Annotated in this window: 18 protein-coding genes; 14 read left to right on the top strand and 4 right to left on the bottom strand. The window is 37.1% G+C overall.

Translation table 11 applies throughout. The annotated features are described in order from the left end of the window. Positions 1-73 precede the first annotated feature (73 nt). Complete coding sequence (locus B5440_RS12580; RefSeq protein ID WP_070054164.1) at positions 74-1,768, top strand: M23 family metallopeptidase; 1,695 nt, start codon at positions 74-76, stop codon at positions 1,766-1,768. A gap of 201 nt (positions 1,769-1,969) precedes the next feature. Here the strand turns inward: B5440_RS12580 and B5440_RS12575 are convergent, their stop codons facing one another. Both B5440_RS12575 and B5440_RS12570 read right to left on the bottom strand, forming a co-directional pair. Further along, the gene (locus B5440_RS12575; protein WP_070054163.1) at positions 1,970-3,142 is read right to left on the bottom strand and encodes a GlmU family protein; all 1,173 of its coding nucleotides are present in this window, start codon (positions 3,140-3,142) and stop codon (positions 1,970-1,972) included. A gap of 254 nt (positions 3,143-3,396) precedes the next feature. After that, positions 3,397-3,648, bottom strand: a complete 252-nt coding sequence (locus B5440_RS12570; protein WP_037314972.1) for a type B 50S ribosomal protein L31 — start codon at positions 3,646-3,648, stop codon at positions 3,397-3,399. A 148-nt stretch (positions 3,649-3,796) separates the two neighbouring features. On the opposite strand from B5440_RS12570, the gene B5440_RS12565 reads away from it, so the two are divergent. Genes B5440_RS12565 through B5440_RS12550 form a run of 4 tightly spaced genes read left to right on the top strand, consistent with a single transcriptional unit; the run spans position 3,797 to position 8,912 of the window. Further along, entirely contained in the window at positions 3,797-4,327 is a 531-nt protein-coding gene (locus tag B5440_RS12565) for a DUF4199 domain-containing protein (RefSeq protein ID WP_070054162.1), read from the top strand. 4 nt (positions 4,328-4,331) lie between these two features. Further along, a complete protein-coding gene (locus B5440_RS12560) occupies positions 4,332-5,291 on the top strand; it encodes a glycosyltransferase family 2 protein (RefSeq protein ID WP_070054161.1) in 960 nt (319 codons plus the stop codon). Positions 5,292-5,339: 48 nt separating this feature from the next. Further along, positions 5,340-7,070, top strand: a complete 1,731-nt coding sequence (locus tag B5440_RS12555) for a phospho-sugar mutase (protein WP_070054160.1) — start codon at positions 5,340-5,342, stop codon at positions 7,068-7,070. A 12-nt stretch (positions 7,071-7,082) separates the two neighbouring features. Then, a complete protein-coding gene (locus tag B5440_RS12550) occupies positions 7,083-8,912 on the top strand; it encodes an ABC transporter ATP-binding protein (RefSeq protein ID WP_070054159.1) in 1,830 nt (609 codons plus the stop codon). Positions 8,913-8,980: 68 nt separating this feature from the next. Here the strand turns inward: B5440_RS12550 and B5440_RS12545 are convergent, their stop codons facing one another. Next, positions 8,981-9,334 (bottom strand): hypothetical protein, encoded by a 354-nt coding sequence (locus tag B5440_RS12545; RefSeq protein WP_070054158.1) that lies wholly within the window; start codon positions 9,332-9,334, stop codon positions 8,981-8,983. Between the two features lie 426 nt (positions 9,335-9,760). Here B5440_RS12545 and B5440_RS12540 point away from each other — a divergent pair, with 426 nt between their 5' ends. From B5440_RS12540 to B5440_RS12530, 3 genes are read left to right on the top strand one after another with little or no spacing between them, the layout of a single operon-like run. Then, positions 9,761-10,306: an RNA polymerase sigma factor gene (locus B5440_RS12540; protein WP_070054186.1), complete on the top strand. Its 546-nt coding sequence runs from the start codon at positions 9,761-9,763 to the stop codon at positions 10,304-10,306. A gap of 32 nt (positions 10,307-10,338) precedes the next feature. Beyond that, positions 10,339-10,860 (top strand): hypothetical protein, encoded by a 522-nt coding sequence (locus B5440_RS12535; protein ID WP_070054156.1) that lies wholly within the window; start codon positions 10,339-10,341, stop codon positions 10,858-10,860. A 1-nt stretch (position 10,861) separates the two neighbouring features. Beyond that, positions 10,862-11,311, top strand: a complete 450-nt coding sequence (locus B5440_RS12530; RefSeq protein WP_070054185.1) for a hypothetical protein — start codon at positions 10,862-10,864, stop codon at positions 11,309-11,311. Between the two features lie 109 nt (positions 11,312-11,420). On the opposite strand, the gene B5440_RS12525 is transcribed toward B5440_RS12530, so the two are convergent. Next, complete coding sequence (locus B5440_RS12525) at positions 11,421-12,485, bottom strand: WD40/YVTN/BNR-like repeat-containing protein (RefSeq protein ID WP_070054155.1); 1,065 nt, start codon at positions 12,483-12,485, stop codon at positions 11,421-11,423. A gap of 180 nt (positions 12,486-12,665) precedes the next feature. Between B5440_RS12525 and B5440_RS12520 the strand changes: the two genes are divergently transcribed. From B5440_RS12520 to B5440_RS12495, 6 genes are all read left to right on the top strand, one after another. Continuing rightward, positions 12,666-13,883, top strand: coding sequence for an RsmB/NOP family class I SAM-dependent RNA methyltransferase (locus B5440_RS12520; RefSeq protein ID WP_070054153.1), 1,218 nt, complete (start codon positions 12,666-12,668; stop codon positions 13,881-13,883). A 73-nt stretch (positions 13,884-13,956) separates the two neighbouring features. Continuing rightward, a complete protein-coding gene (locus B5440_RS12515; protein ID WP_141728128.1) occupies positions 13,957-14,526 on the top strand; it encodes a lamin tail domain-containing protein in 570 nt (189 codons plus the stop codon). Positions 14,527-14,834: 308 nt separating this feature from the next. Beyond that, positions 14,835-18,512, top strand: coding sequence for a phosphoribosylformylglycinamidine synthase (purL, locus tag B5440_RS12510; RefSeq protein WP_070054151.1), 3,678 nt, complete (start codon positions 14,835-14,837; stop codon positions 18,510-18,512). 249 nt (positions 18,513-18,761) lie between these two features. Then, a complete protein-coding gene (locus tag B5440_RS12505; RefSeq protein ID WP_070054150.1) occupies positions 18,762-20,543 on the top strand; it encodes an AMP-dependent synthetase/ligase in 1,782 nt (593 codons plus the stop codon). A gap of 161 nt (positions 20,544-20,704) precedes the next feature. Continuing rightward, positions 20,705-21,157: a MarR family winged helix-turn-helix transcriptional regulator gene (locus tag B5440_RS12500; protein WP_070054148.1), complete on the top strand. Its 453-nt coding sequence runs from the start codon at positions 20,705-20,707 to the stop codon at positions 21,155-21,157. Positions 21,158-21,243: 86 nt separating this feature from the next. Further along, on the top strand, positions 21,244-23,652 hold the full coding sequence (locus B5440_RS12495; RefSeq protein WP_070054147.1) for a 3-hydroxyacyl-CoA dehydrogenase/enoyl-CoA hydratase family protein: 2,409 nt from the start codon (positions 21,244-21,246) through the stop codon (positions 23,650-23,652). The last annotated feature ends 25 nt before the right edge of the window (positions 23,653-23,677 follow it).

Genomic DNA, 23,677 nt, shown 5'->3' with positions numbered 1-23,677 from the left:
CACTAAGGCTTTAATTTTTGGTTAAACTTTAATTAACTTTACAGCCCCATTAGACCCCAAATAAGAATTTTATATGAAATCTATTTTAGCTGTTTTTCTTTTATTTATTAGCACAGTAGCACTGGCACAGTCAAATGTTCCTAAAGATTATTTTCAGAAACCCTTAGAAGTACCTTTGGTTTTATCAGGAACTTTTGGAGAATTACGCTCTAACCATTTTCATAGTGGTTTAGATATTAAAACCCAACAGAGACAGGGGTTAAATGTAGTAGCTTCGGCCAAAGGATATGTTAGCCGCATCAATATTCAGCATTATGGCTACGGAAAAGCGCTTTATGTGCAGCATCCTAACGGCTATACCACAGTGTATGCGCATTTAAAGGAATTCTCGCCTGAAATTGAAGCTTATGTAAAGAAGCGCCAATATGCTAACGAAACCTATGAAATAGAACTTTTCCCTGAAGCAGGCGAACTACCGGTAGCAGCAGATGAGCTTATCGCTTTTAGCGGGAATACCGGTGGCAGTGGCGGCCCTCACCTGCATTTTGAAATTCGCGATGGCAGCCAGCGCCCCATGAATCCAAAACTCTTCGGAATAGAAATCAACGATAATCGCGCCCCGATAATAGATGGCTTATATGCTTATCCTTTAGATGCCGATGCCCACGTAAATAATTCCCGGGACAGGCAAAAAATAAACCTTATTCCTCTGGAAGATGGTAGTTATATTGCCAGTGAAATTGATGCCTGCGGAAATATTGGATTCGGAGTTTCCTCGGTAGATCAGCAAGATGGAGCATCTAACCGAAACGGAGTCTATCAAATTGAAGCCGAGCTAAATGGCGATCGTGTATTCACTTTACCCTTTAAACGTTTTTCTTTTGCTGAAAGTCGACATTTAAATCAACTAATAGATTATGAATATTACAGCAAAAACAAAAAACGCGTTCAGAAACTTTTTGTTGAAAACGGAAATCCCTTAAGTCTTTATGAAGATGTAGTCAATAAAGGAGAATTATATATTCAGGATAGTCTCAATTATAATTATACTATAAAAGTGAGCGATTTTGCCGGAAACGAGCGAATAATAAGAGTTCCTATCCAGGGAATGCAACGCAACGATATTCCGCCTAAAAAGGAAGAAAAAACAGATTATTTTGCGCAGGCAAATCAGCCATTTGCTGCTGAAGCAAACGGAATGGATATCTATATCCCAAAAGGAAGTCTTTACCAAGACACCTACCTCGATATAGAATTTGGAGAGGAGAAAGTGAAAGTTCATAACGATCACACTCCACTACATACAAATATTACCATAGGTTTTGATGTAAGTGCATATTCTGCTGAAGAAAAAGATAAATTATTTATTGCAAGGCTAGGCTATAATGATCGCCCAAATTATTCTTCCACTTATAAAAAAGCAAACCGTTTTACCACCAGGACAAGAACTTTTGGGGAATACACGCTGGCTTCAGATGTTACACCGCCAAAAATATGGCCCACGAATTTTAATGATGGCCAGTGGATCTCCAATAACAACACTCTGCAGGTTAAGATAAGCGATGATCTATCAGGCATTAAGAGTTATCGCGCTACAGTTAATGGTAAATTCATATTGATGGAATATGAATACAAAAACAATACATTAACTCACGATTTTAGCGATGGCGTAGTCACTGAAACCGAAAATAAGTTGAAAATTATTGTAACCGACAATGTTGGGAATAGCAATACCTATGAAGCAACATTTTTTAGGAAGAATTCTTAAAAACAGAAGTAAATAAGTTTTTAATGAAAAAAATAAAAGGCTATCTGAAATATCCAATTTTCGTCAAGCTGAACTTGTTTCAGCTTCTAGCATATTATAATTGAATACAGCTTAGATCCTGAAATAAATTCAGGATGACGTGTTAAAGATATTTCAGATAGCCTTTATTAATAATCTTTTGGAAAGTGATGTTTTAATAAACTAACCTCTTCTCCACTTACTCGTTTCCTCAAAAACGTGCTCCAAAATCTTTTTATCTTCTTCAGAAAATTCTATGTCTCGGCGTTTCATAACGATTTCAGCAACTTCAAAAGCTTTTTCGGTTTTGTAAACCGTGGTTCCGGCGCTGCCACCCCAACTAAAACTAGGCACAAAATTCCGTGGAAATCCTGCTCCAAAAATATTCGCGCTAACACCTACTACCGTTCCTGTATTAAACATGGTGTTGATACCACATTTACTGTGATCTCCCATCATTAAACCACAAAATTGCAGTCCGGTTTTAGCAAAACCTTCGGTTTCATAATCCCAGATACGAACTTCAGCATAATTATTCTTTAGGTTAGAATTATTGGTATCAGCACCAAGATTACACCATTCCCCTAAAACTGAATTCCCTAAATACCCATCGTGGCCTTTATTGGAATTCGCAAAAAGTACTGCATTATTTATTTCACCACCACCGCGACATCCGGGACCTAAAGTAGTTGGGCCATAGATCTTGGCGCCCATCTTTACTAATGCACCTTCGCAAACCGCTAAAGCGCCTTTAATTAGACTGCCTTCCAGTATTTTAGCATTTTTACCTACATAAATTGGCCCGGTAGAAGCGTTAAGCGAGCAGTTCTCTACCTCAGCACCTTCTTCCAGGAAAATTCTTTCAGGGTTTTTAACGTAGTTAGATTCGTGGATAGGTTGAGATTTCCGGTCTTTGGTTAAAAGATCAAAATCGGCTTCAATAGCTTTGCCGTTTTTCGAAAAAATATCCCAGGAGTTATTTATTTGAATTACTTCTTCAGCCAATTCTATTTGCTCGTAATCATCTAAAGCAACCTCCTGGTCTTCGTAAGCATGAAAAGCCACAATATCTTCCTGATGAAAGATCGCCTGGTTAGGTTTTAGGTTTTTTATTTGCTTTAAAAATTCAGCATTTGGCAAAAAGGAAGCATTAATCATTACATTTTCCTCCAATTCCACCATTGGCCATTTTTCGGCTAAATAATCTTCGGTAATTGTAGAAGTAGTAGATTTTAAAAGTAATTCCCATTTTTCTCGAATAGTGAGAATTCCTACCCTAATATCGGCAACAGGCCGCGTAAAGGTAAAAGGGAGTAAGCGGTTCCTGGCAGAACCGTCAAATAATATATAATTCATCCGCACAAATTTAGGGCTCAAAGTTACAAAGGAAACTACCTCGGGACAAGCCAATGAGATGTTAAACGGGATTTTTTGATTTCGAAACAGGCTTAGAGTAGATAAATCTCAATTATTGAGCAAAATAAAACTGAAAAGCTTGACTTTTTTAAATGCCGTTAAATTTGCAAATGCAGTGATTTGCAGAAAGAATTAAGCACAAAAAAAGTCGCCTTATAAAAGACGACTTTTTGAAATTATATATAACAAAAAACTTATTTCTTAAATTTCTTGTATTTGTTTTTAAACTTGTCAATACGCCCGGCGCTATCAACCAATTTGGTTTGCCCGGTGTAGTATGGGTGAGAAGTTCTGGAGATCTCCAACTTGATAAGTGGATATTCTGTACCTTCTACTTCAATAGTTTCTTTAGTGTTCGCGGTAGATTTAGTAATGAATACATCTTCGTTAGACATATCTTTAAATGCTACTAATCTATAATTTTCCGGATGGATTCCCTGCTTCATCGCTTTAGTTCTTTTAATTTTCGAGGTGCAAATTTAAGTAATTCAATTATAAAAACAAGGATTAGACAAAATTATTTTTAATTCTTATGCAATGTAACGTTTTATTATATTTGCTTACTAACCGGTTGTAACTAAACAATCAAACAAAATGGAAAATTCTAAAGCAAATTCTAAAAGTGTAATCCTTAATTATGGAGTACTACTTGGTATTTTATCTGTAGTTCTTGGCGTAATAATGTATGTTACCAATGCTTACTTAAATCCGAGTTGGGTTTACGGGACAATTGGTTTTATAATGATAGTGGTCGCTATTGTTTTAGGGATAAAAGCTTACAAATCTCAGAATAACAATTATTTATCTTTAAAAGAAGCTTTTAAACTAGGATTAGGAATTGCATTAATTGGAGCTTTAATTAGCGTAGTTTGGCAGTTAATTTTAATGAATGTTCTTGAACCTGATTATATGAGTCAAATGGCTGATGTGCAACGAACTCAAATGACAGAGAATTTTCCAAATATGAGCGAGTCTCAAATTAACGATGCTATGGAAATGAATGCAAAATTCTCCTCTCCTTGGATCATTGCCGCTTTTGCAATTATTGGTAACTTGTTTTTTGGTTTTATAATAGCTCTTATAGCCGGTTTAATTATGAAAAATAAGAATCCACAAGACGTATAAATACATGCAGATTTCCGTCGTTATCCCTCTTTTAAACGAAGAACAATCTCTAACCGAATTGTATAATTGGATCGCAAAAGTAATGCGGTCCAATTCCTTTTCACACGAGATCATTTTTATTGACGATGGCAGTACCGATGATTCCTGGAAAACCATTGAAGCTCTTGTAGAAAACGACAAAGCGGTTAAAGGAATTAAATTTAACCGAAACTACGGAAAATCACAGGCTTTACACGCCGGTTTCCTGAGAGCCCAGGGAGATGTGATCATCACTATGGATGCAGATCTACAAGATAATCCAGAAGAAATTCCTGAACTTTATCAACTTATTAAAGAGAAAGGTTACGACCTGGTTTCTGGTTGGAAAAAGAAACGCTATGATTCGGTGATTTCAAAAAATATTCCTTCAAAAATCTTTAATGCAGCCGCAAGAAAAACTTCTGGAGTAAAACTGCACGATTTCAATTGCGGACTTAAAGCTTATAGAAAAGAAGTAATCAAGAACATTGATGTTTACGGCGAAATGCATCGCTACATTCCTGTTTTGGCAAAAAATGCAGGCTATTCAAAGATCACCGAAAAAGAAGTACAACACCAGGCCAGGAAATTCGGAAAAACAAAATTTGGTGCCGAACGTTTTCTTAATGGCTTTTTAGATCTTATCAGCATTTGGTTCCTTTCTAAATTTGGCAGAAGGCCTATGCACCTTTTTGGCGCTTTGGGAGTGCTCATGTTTATTTTCGGTTTTATCTCGGCCGGATGGATCGGTATTTCCAAACTCTACAAACTTTACCACGGCTTACCCAATGTTCTGGTAACTTCAAATCCCTGGTTTTATATCGCGCTGGCGGTAATGATAATTGGAACTCAACTTTTCCTTGCAGGTTTTCTTGGAGAGCTCATTTTACGCTCTAAGCGGGAAAAGGAACGTTACCTAATCAATAAAACCACTTCAAATTTATAATGCCATTAAGGCATTAATCCTTATTTTTGTTTATCTAAACTTTTAATTATGGCTCAAAATAAACCAGAAATCCTGGCTAAGGCTAAAGCCTGGCTTACCGATATATTTGACGAAGACACCCAAAAGGAGATCAACAATCTTATAGAAAACGATCCAAAAGAACTGGAGGAGTCTTTTTATAAAAATGCAGCTTTTGGTACCGGTGGTATGCGCGGCATCATGGGCGTGGGCACCAACAGGATCAATAAATATACCCTCGGAAAAAACACCCAGGGACTTTCTAATTTATTGAAAACCGAATTCAAAGGAGAAAAATTAAAAGTAGCCATTGCTTACGATTGTAGAAATAACTCTAAAGAGTTGGCGCAAATGGTGGCTGAAGTATTTTCGGCCAATGAGATTGAGGTTTATTTATTTTCAGAATTAAGGCCAACACCAGAGCTTTCTTTCGCAGTTAAATTCTTGGACTGTCACGCCGGGATCGTATTGACCGCAAGCCATAATCCTCCCGAATATAACGGCTATAAAGTGTATTGGCAGGATGGTGGCCAATTGGTTCCGCCGCAAGATACCAAGCTAGTAGATATTATTAATAAGCTGGAGTATAACGAGGTTAATTTTAAAGCAAAGCCAGAGTTTATTCATAAGATAGATAGTGAAGTAGATAAAGCATTTCAGGAAGCTTCAGTAGAAAACGGAAGTTTTAATACTTCGTCTTCAGCTAAAAATAATCTAAAAATTGTTTTTACATCTCTACACGGAACGGCTTGTAAGACCAATCCGCAGATTTTAGAAAAAGCAGGCTATAAAAATGTTTTCTTGGTAGAAGAGCAAAAAGAACCTAACGGAAACTTTCCAACGGTAAAGTCACCAAACCCGGAAGAACCAGAAGCCTTAAAAATGGCATTGGACCTCGCGGAAGAAAAAAATGCCGATATTGTTATTGGCACCGATCCCGATGGTGATCGTTTAGGAGTTGCCGTTAGAGATCTAAACGGAAAAATGATTCTGCTTAACGGAAACCAAACTATGCTTATGATGACGTGGTTTCTTCTGGAAAAACATAAAGAGCAAAACAAACTTTCTAAAAACTCTTTTGTGGCTTCCACTATTGTCTCTACGCCAATGCTCAAAAATATTACAGAAAGCTACGGCGCGCAATATCACGAAGTCTTAACCGGCTTTAAATGGATCGCGAAATTGATAAAAGATAATCCAGGGCTTGATTTTGTTGGTGGTGGTGAAGAAAGCTTCGGCTATATGGTAGGTGATTTTGTACGCGATAAAGACGCTGCAACCGCTACCCTACTCGCCTGCGAGATCGCTGCACAAATGAAAGCAAAAGGAAGCTCTTTCTACGAACAATTGCTACAACTTTATACCGAACACGGACTTTACCGCGAAGAACTTACTTCTTTAGTGAAAAAAGGAATTGAAGGTGAGGCAGAAATAAAGCAAATGTTAGTAGATCTTAGAGAAAATCCCTGGAAAGAGATAGACGCAGAGAAAGTGGTACTTATTGAAGATTATCACACTTCAAAAGCAAATAACCTTCAGGAACGCATTGAAGAAGAGATAAATATTCCAAAATCTAACGTGCTTATTTATTATACCGAAAATGGAACAAAGATCGCTGCCCGGCCAAGCGGTACAGAGCCAAAGATCAAATTCTATTTTAGTGTGAATTCGCAACTGGATAAAGTTGAAGATTTTAATACTGAAAATGCAAAACTAGCCGATAAGATCCAGAGAATTAAAAATGAATTACAACTGGGCTAATCGCTCGTATTTATGACGTATTTAAAGAAGATTCTTCAGTTTGCAAAGCCTTATAAGAGTTTTGCAATACTTAATATTATTAGTAACGTTTTCTACGCGCTATTTAGCACCCTGGCGTTTATCTCTTTCATCCCAATGCTTCGGGTGCTTTTCCAGGAAGAAAAGCCTATTAGCACGAAACCGGTTTGGAATGGAAAATTTGGGAATATTAAAGATTTTGCAAATGATTATTCTAATTACTTTTTAAATCAACAGGTTGAACAATATGGAGAGGTTGCCGCGCTGGTAAGTATTTGCATCACGGTAATTGTATTATTTTTTCTAAAAAACCTCTTTAATTACCTGGCACTTTATTTTATTGCCAATCTTAGAAACGGCATGCTTAAAGATATTAGAAACCGTATCTACGATAAAATTGTAGAATTACCGGTTTCTTTCTTTTCTGAAAAAAGAAAAGGAGATTTTATTTCCAGGATCACAAGTGATGTTCAGGAAATCCAGACTTCGTTTTTAAGCATGTTAGAGCTATTCGTAAAAGAACCGCTTACCCTCATCTTTACGTTAGTTTTTATGATTGGGATTAGCCCGAAATTAACGCTTTTTGTGCTGGTTTTTCTTCCTTTGGCAGGTTTATTAATCTCCACAATAGGGAAGAAACTGAAATCGCAATCTACCCAGGCTCAACAGGAAAACGCGAATTTTCTAACTATAGTTGAAGAATCGCTTTCCAGTTTAAAAATTATTAAAGGCTTTAATGCTGAAGATAAATTCAAAAGAAAATTTTATAGCAGTACAGGCCGTTTAAATCAAATTTTAAATACGCTTTTGCATCGCCAGAACCTCGCTTCGCCTATGAGTGAGTTTTTAGGCGTGGTGGTAATTACTATAATCTTATGGTTTGGTGGAAGAATGGTGCTTATTGATAATACAATGGATGCCTCTACTTTTATAGGATTTCTTGTTTTAACCTACAATATTCTAACCCCGGCAAAAGCCATCTCTAAAGCAACATACTCTATACAAAAAGGAAATGCCAGTGCAGAGCGAATCCTGGAGATCCTGGAAACCGAATCGACTATAAAGGACGATAGAAATGCGGTGAAGAAAGAAAGCTTTGATGAGAATATTGAAGTAGAAAATATCAACTTTAGGTATGAAAAAGAGAATGTGCTGAAGAATTTCTCTATGCAGGTTGAAAAAGGAAAGATGATTGCCCTCGTGGGCCAGTCGGGAAGTGGGAAATCTACCATCGCCAATTTAATAACCCGTTTTTATGATGTTAACGAAGGTGTCATTAAACTTGACGGGCATAATATTAAAGGTATTACCAAAAAATCTCTTCGTAATTTAATGGGACTTGTAACCCAGGATTCTATACTTTTTAACGATACGGTAAAAAACAATATCGCCTTAGGTAAAGATAATGCCACGGAAGAGGAGATTATTGATGCCCTAAAAGTGGCCAACGCCTGGGAGTTCGTTAAGGAGCTTCCTGAAGGACTTGAAACCAATATTGGAGATAGTGGGAATAAATTAAGTGGTGGGCAAAAACAACGCCTTTCAATTGCCCGTGCGGTACTTAAAAATCCACCGATTATGATCCTCGATGAAGCAACTTCTGCCCTGGATACAGAAAGCGAGAAACTGGTACAGAAAGCCCTGGAGAATATGATGAAAAATAGAACTTCTATCGTGATTGCCCACAGACTTTCAACAATTCAAAATGCCGATAAGATTATTGTATTACATCGCGGTGAAATTGTGGAACAGGGAAAACACCTGGAATTACTTGCCAAAAAAGGCACTTATCAAAAACTGGTAGAGATGCAATCTTTTGATTAGATGATAAAATAAAAAAGTTGTCTAAGAATTTCCCAGACAGCTTTTTTTTATTTCAATGATTCTTATTTCTACAGAATCAACTCTCCGTTTTTCAATGCCTCATCTAAATTAGCGCTAATAGAGGTGTGAGTTCGAAAGAATTTTCTTCCATCTTCTCTTTTTAAAACTACAGTAGTTTCACCGGCATCATTGGTATTAACTTCGGCTACTTCTACCCTATTTCCTACAAGACTCTTGTAATTGGCGATTCCGCCCTTTTTAATAATAAAGTTAGCCTTTGGTAAATCTAAAGATTTAAAATTTTGATCTTCAGCTTGATTAATCACTAAAACATCTCCCACCTTCACCGGCTCAGTTTGGTCTTGTGCCTCCACCTGTAAGGCGAACATTAACATAATCGGAATTAATAGTATATTTCTCATAACATTAAATTTTATTTTACAAAAATATACATAGAAAATTACCGATATGCAATTTTAAAACGTTTTTAAAAAATTTTCACAGCTTAATATTCAGGCATAAAAAAAGGACGGAGAATACTCCATCCTTTTTTATAATTATTCTCATTTTGGGGCAAATAAGAATAAAAGATTTAATTCGTTTTCGTTTGAGGCAAAAAAAGACTAAATCATTTTGATATTGTAAATGTAGATTAGAAAAACCTATTTACCAAATAAAAAATGCACTTTATCCGTTTTTTATGCATTTTATCGATGAAATACATTCTTGCAAAGAAGGATTTCTTAGTTCAATACTTTTATACGCTGACTTTAAGAAGAATAAAGTTTTAACTACCTTTGGCTTCCGTTACCCGGGATTCCATAAAATTTATTAAGACTAGCATCCCTTTGAAAACGTCCGAAGATCTACTTATTAAACGCTTACAGGAAAAAAAGACTTCTTCAGAAGCTTTTAAAGAACTGGTATCTTTATACAAAGAGCGTCTATACTGGCATATACGTAACATGGTCAAAGACCATGAGGATACTCATGATGTTCTTCAAAATACCTTTATTAAGGTTTTTAAAAATATTCATAATTTTAAAGGAGAAAGTAAGTTGTTTTCCTGGATGTATCGCATTGCTACTAACGAAGCGATCAGCTTTTTAAACAAAAGAGCTAAACGTAATCAGATTTCTTCAGAAGATCTGCAACAACAGCTTATTGCTAATTTAGAAAGTGATGTTTATTTTGAAGGTGATGAAATTCAGCTGAAATTACAAAAAGCAATTGCCAGTCTTCCCGCAAAACAACAACAGGTTTTTAATATGAAATACTTTCAGGAATTAAAATACCGGGAAATGTCAGAAATTTTAGAAACCAGTGAAGGAGCGCTAAAAGCTTCTTACCACCACGCTGCTAAAAAAATAGAGGAATACTTAAAAACAAATTAAACCTTTTGTTCTTTTTATAGTCAAATAAACAAATGAAGAAAGAAAAAATATCATATAATCCCAAGTCTGGTTTCAAAACCCCATCAGGTTATTTTGAGGGTTTTGAGCAGGAATTGCTGGAAAAAATGGAGCTTTCTGAAACCCTGGGAGAGAAAAAATCTGCAGGTTTCAAGGCGCCAGAAGGATATTTTGATGGGCTGGAAGATGAGTTTTTTGAAAAAGTAACTAAAACTGAACCTAAAGTACGCAAATTGGTTACCAAAGAGGTTTTCCTTTATGCAGCGAGCATTGCAGCAATGGTTATTGCCTTTGCCAGTACCTTCTATATAAATCCTGAAACCCAAACCAGTTGGGAAAACTTAGAAGTTTCTGTAATGGAGAGCTATATAGACAATAATAATATAGATCTCTCTACCGGTGAGATTTCAAATTATATTTTTCAACAAGGTTATATTGTAGATGATACCGATTTAGATAAAGTAGACTCTGAAGCAATGATGAATTATCTTGATGAAAATTTAGAAGAACCTCTTTATATTTTAGATGAAGATTAATATGAAAAACCTACTTATAATATTACTAATGTTTTCTGGATTGTGGCAAATGCAGTCACAGGAAAAAGACGATCCCCATCGTGAAAAAATCAAAGAGTTGAAAACCGCATTTTTTACTCAGGAATTAAACCTTGATAAGAAGAAAGCACAGCAATTCTGGCCTATTTATAACGAATATGAGTCTGATTTGCACGAATTAAGAAAGCGAGAACATAGAGATATTCCAAATCTGGAATGTATTACCGAAGGTGATGCCGAAGATATGTTAGATGAATATGTAGCGATAGAAAGACAGGATTATATTCTAAAACAGAAGCTCTTTAATGATCTAAAAGAAATAATGACCGCCCAGGAAATCATTAAGCTTCATAAGCTGGAAGATGAATTTCATAAAAAATTAATTAAAGAATACCGCGCCCGTAAAGAGCGCGAAAAGCGGGAAGAAGAATAGGATGCCTCGGTGCCTCCGAGCATTTAAGCTTCGATTATCGAGTAAAATTTAGTTTTTTGGTTAGTTAGTAGTTAGTATCCCGGTGGGTTTAGGCCTTCCGGGATTCTTTTTACCTAAAAGTGAGTTTTGCAATTCGTCCTTTTCCGGCAGCATAAGCAACCGAATCGTTTTTAAACCTCAGCGTATAAAAACCTTCTTTGGAAAGTTCTTTCCAGGTTTTACCTGAATCTTTAGAAATTGAAATTCCGCTAAAACCGGTGGCAATAATTTTTTCACCTCCTGTTTTTGGGATAAATCGCACACTACTTTTGTAGCCCGGCTCTTGCCCTTCTGCAATTAATTCCCAGGTTTTACCGCCATCTTTTGTAATAGCTTTATTCCCGGTATTTCCTTCAGGATTGGTATAATCACCACCCAGAATAATTCCGAAGTCTTCATCATAAAAATCCATGGTATATCCGCCGGTAGTTGATTTCCCATCAAGTAGTGGAGTATCAAAAACCTCCCAGGTCTCGCCTTTATCAGGCGAAAAATATACACGTGAAGTCATACCTCCTGATAAAATCCAGGTTTTATCGCCCTCAATAGCAATATTAGAATTACTCGCCGCAAAAGCTGCTTCACCTTCAATAACCTCAGGCAAAAGATCACAACTTAATTTTTTCCAGGTTTTTCCGCCATCACGGGTAATGATTATGGAAATACAATTATTGGTAGGATCGCCCATTGCGATTCCCTCTTTATTATTCCAAAAAGCCATCGCATCATAAAAAGCTTTTTCATTTTCTTCTTTATAAACTAATTCCATAGCACCGGAATCTCCAGTTTTATAAAGTAAAGCAGGGCTTCCAACACTCAACATAAAGAAATCTGTATCTGTAGACGCTACCGCTCTATATTCAGGAACCAGGCTGTCATATTTCTGGGTATTGGTGCGCCAGGTACTATTCCCAAAGTTATACATTCCAAATGTTCCTTTATTGGCAGCAAAAGCAAGGTTATTCCCAATTATTTCAATCGCCCTAATACTCAGAGAATCATCTTCTAGAATACTTTCTATTTCTACTGAAGAATATTCAATTTTCGCTTTCTGCTGTATTTTATTTTCAGCGTCTTTTTCATTTTTACAGCTACTAAATATCAAAATCAGGCAAAAAACAATAAGTCTGTTCATAGGTAGAGTTTAAATCATTTTGTAAATCCATTCAAAGATAAATTTTTCCGAAGTAAATCAACCCATAGTAATCTCCCAAGTACTCAAAGAAAGGTCATTTTAAATTTGATCTAAGCCTGGAAGCATTTAAATCTCAATTATCGACTAAAAAACATACCTTTGCAAATTCAAAATTTAATTATGCGGTTACACAGGAATTTGGTTTTCGCGACCATGGATGCCTTAAATGAAATTTTTAATAATGGTAAATATGCCGATAAGGTCATTGAGCAAACCCTAAAACGTGATAAGCGTTGGGGCTCGAGAGATCGTAGTTTTATTGCCGAAACCGTTTACGATATTGTTCGTTGGAAAAGACTTTATGCTGAAATTGCTGAAGTAAAAGAACCGTTTGATCGCGAAAATTTATTTCGATTATTTACCGTTTGGGCTACCTTGCGAGGAATTACCTTACCAGACTGGCCACAATTTGAAGGCACTCCTACCCGAAGAATTAAAGGGAAATTTGATAGTTTAAGTAAAATTAGAAAATACCGCGAATCTATTCCAGATTGGATGGATGAGCTTGGAGTAAGAGAACTTGGTGAAAAAGTTTGGGAAAAAGAGATTGCAGCGCTAAACTTGCAAGCACCGGTAATATTGAGAGCCAATACACTTAAAACTACTAAAGACAAATTACGTAGTGTGCTAAAAGATGAAGAAATAATTTCTGAACCCCTAAAAGGATACAAAAGCGCTTTAAAACTGGAAGAACGTGGAAATGTTTTTAGAACCCAGGCTTTTAAGAATGGCTTTTTTGAAGTTCAGGATGCATCTTCCCAACTGGTAGCAGAATTTCTTGAAGTAGAACCCGGAATGCGCGTTGTAGATACTTGCGCCGGGGCCGGCGGAAAAACGCTTCACCTGGCTGCTTTAATGGAAAACAAAGGCCAGATTATCGCTACCGATATCTACGGAAATAAACTTAAAGAACTTAAACGCCGTGCAAAACGTGCAGGTGCTCACAATATAGATCCGCGTGCAATTGATTCTACAAAAGTGATCAAAAAACTTTATGGAACTGCAGATCGCGTACTTATAGATTCCCCTTGTAGCGGACTCGGAGTATTAAGCAGAAATCCAGATGCTAAATGGAAATTGCAACCTGAATTTATTGACAGGCTTATAAAAACCCAGGCCGAAATAATTGAAACTTACTCTCGTATTGTAAAACCGGGAGGAAAAATGGTTTACGCAACCTGTTCGGTCTTACCTTCTGAAAACGAGAAACAAGTAGAAAATTTCCTAAAGAACACCGAAGAAGGAAAAAATTTCAAATTGGTTAAAGAACAAAAAATACTTTCTTCTGAAACCGGTTTTGATGGTTTCTATATGGCACTTTTAGAGAAAAAGGCTTAGGGGTTTATACCCAAATTTTTTGATCGAATCAATTTTAGGTGGAATCCTGTTATTTTCCCTGAAATTGATTCTGATGAAAAAATACTACTTTATACTCCTTTCTATACTTATTTATTCCTGTTCCGAAGATGAGTCTTCGGTCTCTGAAGAACTTCCTCCAGAAAATAATTTTTCTACTGAAATCTTCTTTTCAGAATATATTGAGGGCACCTCCTTCAATAAAGCATTGGAAATTGTAAATCTTACCGGAGAAAATATCGATCTGGAAGCTGAAGCTTACTCAATTAAAAAACAATCCAATGGCGCAGGCGACTGGATGGGAGAGGTTATACTTCAAGGTAATATAGCTCACAATTCAACTTTCGTTATCGCTAATGAGTCTGCAGATATTTCTGAAATCACTTCTAAATCCAATCAATTAAAAACCGGTGCGCCCTTAGATTTTAACGGCAACGATCCTGTAGGGCTTTTTAAAGATGGAGAATTAATAGATATAATTGGAACACATAACAATTCCGTAGATTTTGCCAAAGATCAAACGCTACGAAAGAAAAAATCTATAACTGAACCTTCTATTGAATACAATTTCGAAGAATGGGAAATCTTCGAAATGAATACTGTAGATGGCCTGGGTAGCTATTAAAGTTATTTTATTCTCTTTTCTAATAGGTTTTTGGATATCAATATCAGAAGGAAATTAGGATATTTCTTAAAAACAAGTTGCCACGAATACACGAATCTTTTATTGGTGCATTTTTCCTGCAAGGTCTTTTTTTGACCTTGTAAGAAGTCAGTGCATATTTTTCCGGTCTTTACAAATAACTCAAAAGATTAAAAGTATTCGTGAATTCGTGGCAAAACCCTCACAATATTTTCTGTATTAACTTCCTGAAATATTTCCTTTAAAAAACCTAAATTTGTGCTTTCTCGAACAACACAAAACAACATAGAATGATCCTTTTCTTTGGAGACCAGGCCACCAAGGTTTTTGCGGTAGAAACGCATACCAATCTTACGGCTCAAGACATCACAAAATTAAACTGGCTTTTTGGCAATACACAACAAATCAACAAATCTGCTCTGGCAGATTTTTTTGTTGGGCCCCGTGCCGCAATGATCACGCCCTGGAGCACCAACGCGGTAGAAATTACCGAGCATATGGGCATCCACGGAATTATCAGGATTGAGGAATTCTTGCGAATAGATAAGAATTATCACGATTTTGACCCGATGCTTTCCCAGAAATATGAAGGTTTAGACCAGGATATTTTTGATATTCATATTAATCCCGAGCCGATCATTGAAATTGATGATATCGCAGCATACAACCAACAGGAAGGTCTCGCACTTAATGTAGAAGAGGTTGCTTATTTACAGGGATTAGCCGATAAATTAGGCCGAAAACTCACTGATTCTGAAGTTTTTGGTTTCTCCCAGGTAAATTCTGAACATTGTCGGCACAAGATCTTCAATGGCACTTTTGTGATTGACGGAGAAGAAAAACCAAGCTCATTGTTTAAAATGATCAGGAAAACTTCGGAAGAAAATCCGAACGAGATCGTTTCGGCATATAAAGATAATGTGGCTTTTATTAACGGACCACGAGTGCAACAATTTGCTCCAAAACTTCCAGACGTTCCTGAATTTTACGAAAACAAAGATTTTGATTCGGTTATTTCTATAAAAGCCGAAACCCATAATTTCCCCACCACGGTAGAACCATTTAATGGCGCTGCAACCGGGAGCGGTGGTGAAATTCGCGACCGACTTGCCGGTGGAAAAGGTTCTTTGCCTTTAGCCGGAACCGCGGTTTATATGACATCTTATTCCCGACTTGATAAAGACCGAAAATGGGAAAACGGGATGAAAGAACGCGAATGGCTTTATCAAACCCCGATGGATATTTTGATCAAAGCCTCTAACGGAGCTTCAGATTTTGGAAATAAATTCGGGCAACCCTTAATTTCTGGTTCTGTATTGACTTTTGAGCATTCAGAGCATCAAAGAAGTTTAGGCTACGATAAAGTAATTATGCTGGCCGGTGGAATTGGTTATGGCAAAGCGAACCAGGCACAAAAAGATATTCCGAAGAAAGACGATAAAATCGTGATTCTTGGTGGTGAAAACTACCGGATTGGAATGGGCGGTGCCGCAGTTTCTTCCGCAGATACCGGGGAATTTGGTAGCGGTATTGAATTAAACGCTATCCAAAGAGCCAACCCCGAAATGCAAAAACGTGCTTCTAATGCGGTGCGCGGCATGGTAGAAAGCGAAGAAAATCTTATTGTTTCTATTCACGATCACGGTGCCGGCGGGCATTTAAACTGCCTTAGCGAACTCGTTGAAGAAACCGGCGGAAAAATAGATTTGGATAAATTACCTGTTGGTGATCCTACTCTTTCAGCAAAAGAAATAATAGGAAACGAATCCCAGGAAAGAATGGGCTTGGTAATTGGCGGTGAAAACTATGAAATATTAAGAAGGATTTCAGAACGCGAACGCTCCCCTATTTACCAGGTTGGCGATGTAACCGGCGATCACAGGTTTACTTTTGAAGGCTCTAAATCTAAACAAAAACCTATGGATCTGGAACTTTCTGATATGTTTGGAAGTTCACCAAAGACCATAATGGAAGATAAATCGGTTAATCGAAATTATGAAGATGTAGTTTATTCTTCAGAAAATATAAAAGATTATTTAACGCAAGTCTTACAGCTTGAAGCTGTGGCTTGTAAAGATTGGTTGACAAACAAAGTAGACCGTTGTGTGACCGGGCGCGTTGCAAAACAGCAAACCGCAGGACCATTGCAGCTTCCGCTAAACAATTGCGGTGTTATGGCGCTGGATTATAACGGGAAAGAAGGTGTGGCAACCTCAATTGGTCATTCCCCGGTTTCGGCATTAGTTGATCCTGTTGCGGGTTCTAAAAATTCAATTGGCGAGGCGCTTTCCAATATTATTTGGGCGCCGCTGGAAAAAGGTTTAAAATCTGTTTCGCTTTCAGCAAACTGGATGTGGCCGTGCAATAATGAAGGTGAAGATACCAGGCTTTATGAAGCTGTGCAAGGGGTTTCAGATTTCGCGATCTCCCTGGGAATAAATGTTCCTACCGGGAAAGATTCACTTTCTATGAAGCAACGCTATAAAGATGGCGAAGTGCTTTCACCGGGAACGGTAATAATATCTGCAGCCGGGCATTGTGATGATATTACTAAAGTAGTAGAACCTGTTTTACAGAAAAATGGAGGAGACATTTATTACATCAATCTTTCGCAAGACAATTTCAAACTTGGGGGTTCTTCTTTTGCGCAAATCTTAAACAAGGTTGGAAAAGAAGTACCTACGATAAAAGATGATAGGAAATTTGCTGATGCTTTTTATAACATCCAGGGCTTAATAAAACAGGATTTGATTCTTGCCGGGCACGATGTGGCTTCAGGCGGATTAATTACCACGCTTTTAGAAATGTGTTTTGCCGATAATAATCTTGGCGCAGATTTAGACCTTTCAGCGTTAAATGAAAAAGACAGCGTTAAATTGCTTTTTAATGAAAACTGCGGAATTGTTTTCCAGGCAAAAGACGATACTGCTGAAAAAGTACTGAGCGATAATAAGATTGAATTCTTTAAAATAGGAAAGGTTACTGAAGGAAACGAACTGCAAATTAAAAACGGTTCAGAAAACCTCAATTTCAATATTTCTGAATTACGTGATGTTTGGTATAAAACTTCTTTCCTTTTAGATCAAAAACAAAGTGGTGTAGATAGAGCCACAGAGCGATTCAATAATTATAAGAATCAGCCGCTAGAATTTAAATTTCCAAAGAATTTTACGGGAAAACTTCCTGTCACTTCGAGCGGAGTCGAGAAGTCGGGCAAAAGAATTAAAGCAGCGATTATTAGGGAAAAAGGTTCTAATTCTGAACGCGAAATGGCCAGGGCAATGCATCTGGCAGGTTTTGATGTGAAAGATGTGCATATGACCGATTTGATCTCGGGCAGGGAAACCCTGGAAGATATTAGGTTTATCGCCGCTGTTGGTGGTTTCTCAAATTCGGATGTTTTAGGAAGTGCCAAAGGTTGGGCCGGTGCATTTTTATATAATGAAAAGGCAAAAACCGCTCTTGACAATTTCTTTAGTAAAAAAGATACTTTGTCTCTGGGCGTTTGTAATGGTTGTCAGCTATTCGTAGAATTAGGATTAATAAATCCTGACGATGAAGAAAAGCCAAAAATGCTTCATAACGCTTCTCATAAGTTTGAGTGTAATTTTACTTCGGTAGAAATAAAAGAGAACAATTCTGTGATGCTTGGCTCACTTGCCGGAAGTAAACTCGGAATCTGGGCAGCACACGGCGAAGGGAAATTTAGCTTTCCTTATAAAAAAGAGCATTATAATATTGTTGGGGAATACGGTTATGATAAATATCCGGCTAATCCTAACGGCTCCAATCACAACACCGCGATGTTAACCGATGATTCCGGAAGACATTTGGTAATGATGCCGCATTTAGAACGTTCTACTTTCCCGTGGAACTGGGCATATTATCCTAAAGACAGGAAAGATGACAAAGTGAGCCCGTGGCTGGAGGCTTTTGTAAATGCCAGAAAGTGGCTGGAGAAAAAATAAAATCTTCAACAATATTTATATTAAAACGCCCGATAATATTTTTTATCGGGCGTTTTAATTTCTGAATTAACAAGGTGATTGTCAAATTAATAAATCAACATTCATAAGGACCTTCATTTCTATTTTATTACTTTCATTTGTCAAACAATTTATATACTTATTAATATATCTACGTTTATTTTAATATTTCAATTTGAAATAGGTTACAAATTTGCTATTTTGCAAAGCATATAATAATTCTACACCTAAATGGATAAACCAACAAGACTATTTGATTTCCCATATTTTCAGCTGGAAAAACACGCTTTAGAAAAAGCTTTAGTCACTAAATATAATGGTACCTGGAAGGCTATTTCTACTCAGGAATATATAGACAGGGCAAATGCCGTAAGCCGGGGATTATTACGACTGGGCATAAAACCAAATGATAAAATCGCCATAATTTCAACCAGTAATCGAACTGAATGGAATATTATGGATATTGGGGTATTGCAAACCGGGGCGCAAACCGTACCAATATACCCTACAATTTCTGAAGAAGATTATCAGTATGTTCTTGATCACAGTGAAGCAGTATTCTGTTTTGTTTCAGATAAAGAGGTGCTGGACAAACTAAATTCAATTAAACAAGACACCAAACTTAGAGAGGTATATACTTTTGATGAAATAGAAGGTTCAAAAAACTGGACTGAAGTTTTGGAACTGGGAGATGATAAAAGTAACCAGGATGAAGTTGAACAACTTAAGAAAGCTGTTAAGCCAGACGATCTTGCTACTTTAATCTATACTTCGGGAACTACAGGAAGGCCTAAGGGTGTGATGCTTTCTCACAATAACCTTGTGAGTAATGTAATAGATAGCTCTAAGCGTGTTCCTTTCGAAAGAGGAACGTATGTTGCACTTAGCTTTTTACCCGTTTGCCACGTATTTGAGCGCATGATACTTTATTTATATCAGTATTATTCGGTTTCCATTCATTTTGCTGAATCTATAGATAAAATTAGTGACAACCTTAAAGAAGTAAAACCACACGTAATTACTGCAGTTCCAAGACTTTTAGAGAAAGTTTACGACAAAATTATAGCTAAAGGTTCTACTGTTGGAGGCATTAAACAGAAATTATTTTTCTGGGCGGTTGAACTCGGATTAGAATATGAACCATACGGTGCAAACGGATGGTGGTATGAAACCCGACTTAAACTTGCCAGAAAACTTATTTTCTCGAAATGGAAAGAAGCTTTAGGTGGAAATATTGAGCTGATAGTTTCAGGCTCCGCTGCATTACAGCCGCGTTTGGCACGTGTTTTTGCTGCAGCCGATATTCCTGTGATGGAAGGTTACGGATTAACAGAGACTTCTCCCGTGATTGCGGTAAATGACCAAAGAGATAAAGGTTTCCGAATTGGAACGGTAGGAAGACCTATAGATAATGTAACAGTAAAAATTGCAGAAGACGGTGAAATCCTTGCAAAAGGACCCAATGTAATGCTTGGTTACTATAAAGAGCCAGAAAAAACTAAAGATGTTTTAAACGGAGATCAATTTTTCCATACCGGCGATATTGGAGAATTAGATAAGGACGGATTTTTAAAGATCACCGATCGTAAAAAGGAAATGTTTAAAACTTCAGGTGGAAAATATGTAGCTCCTCAAATTATTGAGAATACGATGAAGCAATCACGTTTTATCGAACAAATTATGGTAATTGGAGATGGCGAAAAAATGCCAGCAGCACTTATTCAGCCAAATTTCGAGTTTGTTGAGGAATGGGCCAGACGTAAAAATATTGATATAGGCGATGGTTCTGAAAAGGCTATTGCCGAAAATACCCAGGTTAAAGAACGTATTCAGGAAGAGGTAGATTTTTACAACGAGAAATTCGGTAAGTGGGAACGTATAAAAGTAATAGAGCTTACCGGCGAAGTTTGGGGAATTGAAGAAGGCCACCTCACTCCTACTATGAAGCTAAAGAGAAGAAATATAAAAGATCGCTATAAAAAGTTATACGAGAAAATCTACAGACCTATTTAATCTCAATAATTTAAAATTAAAGTTAAAACCCTTCACTATGGAGGGTTTTTTTATGCAATTCTTATAAATTCAGGTAATAAATATAAAGCTCTCATTATTTATTCTATTTTATTATGCGTGCATAATATATTTTTCTTAACTTTGAGAATCAACATTCAAGAATGAAGGAAAAAACAATTGATTATGTATTAAGGGCCACCTGGATGGCGGTCTCGAAAATGTATAATGAAGAAGCTGGTAAGGCTGGGAGTACAATGTCTACCGGTTTTGCACTATTAAGTATAGATCCTGAAAACGGAACTCCTTCTACCTCCCTTGGCCCCAAAATGGGAATGGAAGCCACGAGCTTATCCAGAATCCTTAAAACGATGGAAGATAAAGAATTAATTCTTCGGAAAAAAAATCCAAAAGATGGCCGAAGCGTACTTATATATTTAACCGATTTTGGAAGAGAAATGCGTGAATATTCCAAAAAAGTGGTGTTGCGCTTTGATGATGCTGTAAAGGAAAACGTATCAGAAGAAGATCTAAAAACCTTTATAGAAGTAGCCAATACAATCCTGAATCTTATTTCAGAAAAGAAAATTTACAAAGAAGAGATTAAATTAAAGTAAATAATAAGTAATAGACCTTACTGACTTCAAAATCGGTAAAGTTTTATTTAGAATCGAAAACCTTATAGTAAAACCAGATAACAATTATGAAGAGAAGAATTAACAAAGTAGCAGTAATCGGCTCCGGAATTATGGGTAGCGGTATTGCCTGCCACTTCGCCAATATTGGCGTAGAGGTTCTCTTGCTGGATATCGTCCCGCGGGAACTCAACGAGAAAGAAAAGAAAAAAGGTCTCACTTTAGAAGATAAACAAGTAAGAGACCGCCTGGTAAACGAATCTTTGCAAGCTTCTTTAAAATCTAAGCCCTCTCCTATTTACCATAAAGATTTTGCCAATCGTATAGAAACCGGAAATATGGAAGATGATATTTCTAAGGTTTCTGAAGCAGATTGGATTATTGAGGTAGTAGTAGAACGCCTGGATATCAAGCAGCAGGTGTTTGAAAAACTGGAAAAACATCGTAAAAAAGGAACACTTATAACTTCTAATACTTCGGGAATTCCTATTCAACAGATGAATGAAGGAAGAAGTGAAGATTTTCAGCAACATTTCTGCGGAACTCACTTTTTTAATCCGCCTCGTTACCTGAAGTTATTTGAAATTATCCCGGGACCAGATACAAAACCGGAAGTTCTGGATTTCCTAAATGAATACGGCGAAAAATACCTTGGTAAGAAATCGGTATTAGCTAAAGACACTCCGGCTTTTATTGGGAACAGAATTGGTATTTTCAGCATTATGAGCCTATTCCATATGGTTAAAGATATGGATATGACCATAGAGGAAGTAGACAAACTGACGGGGCCGGTTATTGGCCGTCAAAAATCGGCTACTTTCCGTACTGTAGATGTAGTTGGTTTAGATACTTTGGTACACGTAGCCAATGGGCTTCATAAAGGTGTTCCAGACGATGAAGCGAACGATCTTTTTGCTCTACCAGATTTTATCCAGACCATGATGGATAATCAATGGCTGGGTAGCAAGACAAACAATACCGGATTTTACAAAAAAATAAAAAAAGAGGATGGCTCCAGCGAAATCAAGTCTTTAGACTTAGATAAAATGGAATATCGCGATAGAAAAAGCGCGAAATTCGATGTATTGGAACAAACCAAAACTATAGATAAACTTGAAGACCGCTATGAAGTTTTAGTAGGTGATAAAGGAAAAGCCGGTAAATTCTACCGTAAGAACTTTGCAGCATTATTCGCTTATGTTTCTAACCGAATTCCAGAAATTTCAGACGAACTTTATAAAATCGATGATGGCGTAAAAGCCGGATTTGGTTGGGAGCACGGCCCATTTCAAATGTGGGATGCGCTAGGCGTAAAGAAAGGTGTTGAAATGATGAAAGCCGAAGGTAAAGAACCGGCGGCCTGGGTGAACGAGATGTTGGAAAATGGTAAAGATTCTTTTTACACTGTAAAAGAAGGAAATACCTATTATTACGATATTCAGAAAAAAGATTACACGAAAATTCCTGGTCAGGATGCGTTTATCATTTTAGATAATATTCGCGAATCAAAAGAAGTTTTCAGCAACAGCGGGGTTGTAGTTGAAGATCTAGGCGATGGAATCCTGAATGTAGAATTCCGCAGTAAAATGAACGCCATTGGTGGTGATGTTCTAGACGGCATCAACAAAGCCATAGATATGGCTGAAAAAGATTACCAGGGATTAGTAATTGCGAATAACGGAAAGAACTTTTCTGTTGGTGCAAACATTGGGATGATCTTTATGATGGCCGTAGAGCAGGAATATGAAGAGCTTAATATGGCGATTAAATATTTCCAGGATACGATGATGCGTATGCGCTACTCTTCTATTCCAACGGTAGCTGCACCTCACTCCATGACTTTAGGTGGTGGATGTGAACTTTCACTTCACGCCGATAAAGTTGTGGCAGCAGCCGAAACGTATATGGGTCTGGTTGAATTTGGCGTTGGTGTAATTCCCGGCGGTGGTGGTTCTAAAGAAATGACCGTTCGTGCAGCTGATACTTTTGAAAAAGACGATGTAGAATTAAATAGATTAAGGGAACATTTCTTAACTATTGGAATGGCCAAAGTCTCTACCTCTGCACACGAAGCATTCGATTTAAACCTTCTTCAAAAAGGAAAAGATATCGTGGTAGTAAACCAGGAAAGACAACTCACTATCGCCAAGAAACACGCTTTACTGATGGCTGAGAATGGATACACTAAACCAATTGCTCGAAAAGATATTAAAGTTCTTGGAAAACAAGCTTTAGGAGCTTTCTTAGTAGGAACCGACCAAATGAACGCCGGGAAATACATTAGCGATCACGATAAGAAAATCGCCAACAAACTAGCCTATGTAATGGCTGGAGGTGATCTATCTGAACCACAAATGGTAAGCGAACAATACCTGTTAGACCTGGAAAGAGAAGCTTTCCTTTCCCTAACCGGAGAACGCAAAACCCTGGAAAGACTTCAGCATATGTTGAAGAAAGGGAAACCATTAAGAAATTAGAGTTGAGATATTAGACATAAAATTA

This window comes from Salegentibacter salarius (assembly GCF_900168265.1).
GTDB classification, from domain to species: domain Bacteria; phylum Bacteroidota; class Bacteroidia; order Flavobacteriales; family Flavobacteriaceae; genus Salegentibacter; species Salegentibacter salarius.
Note: the sequence above shows the minus strand (reverse complement) of the source record. Positions and strands in the feature narration are given on the sequence as shown.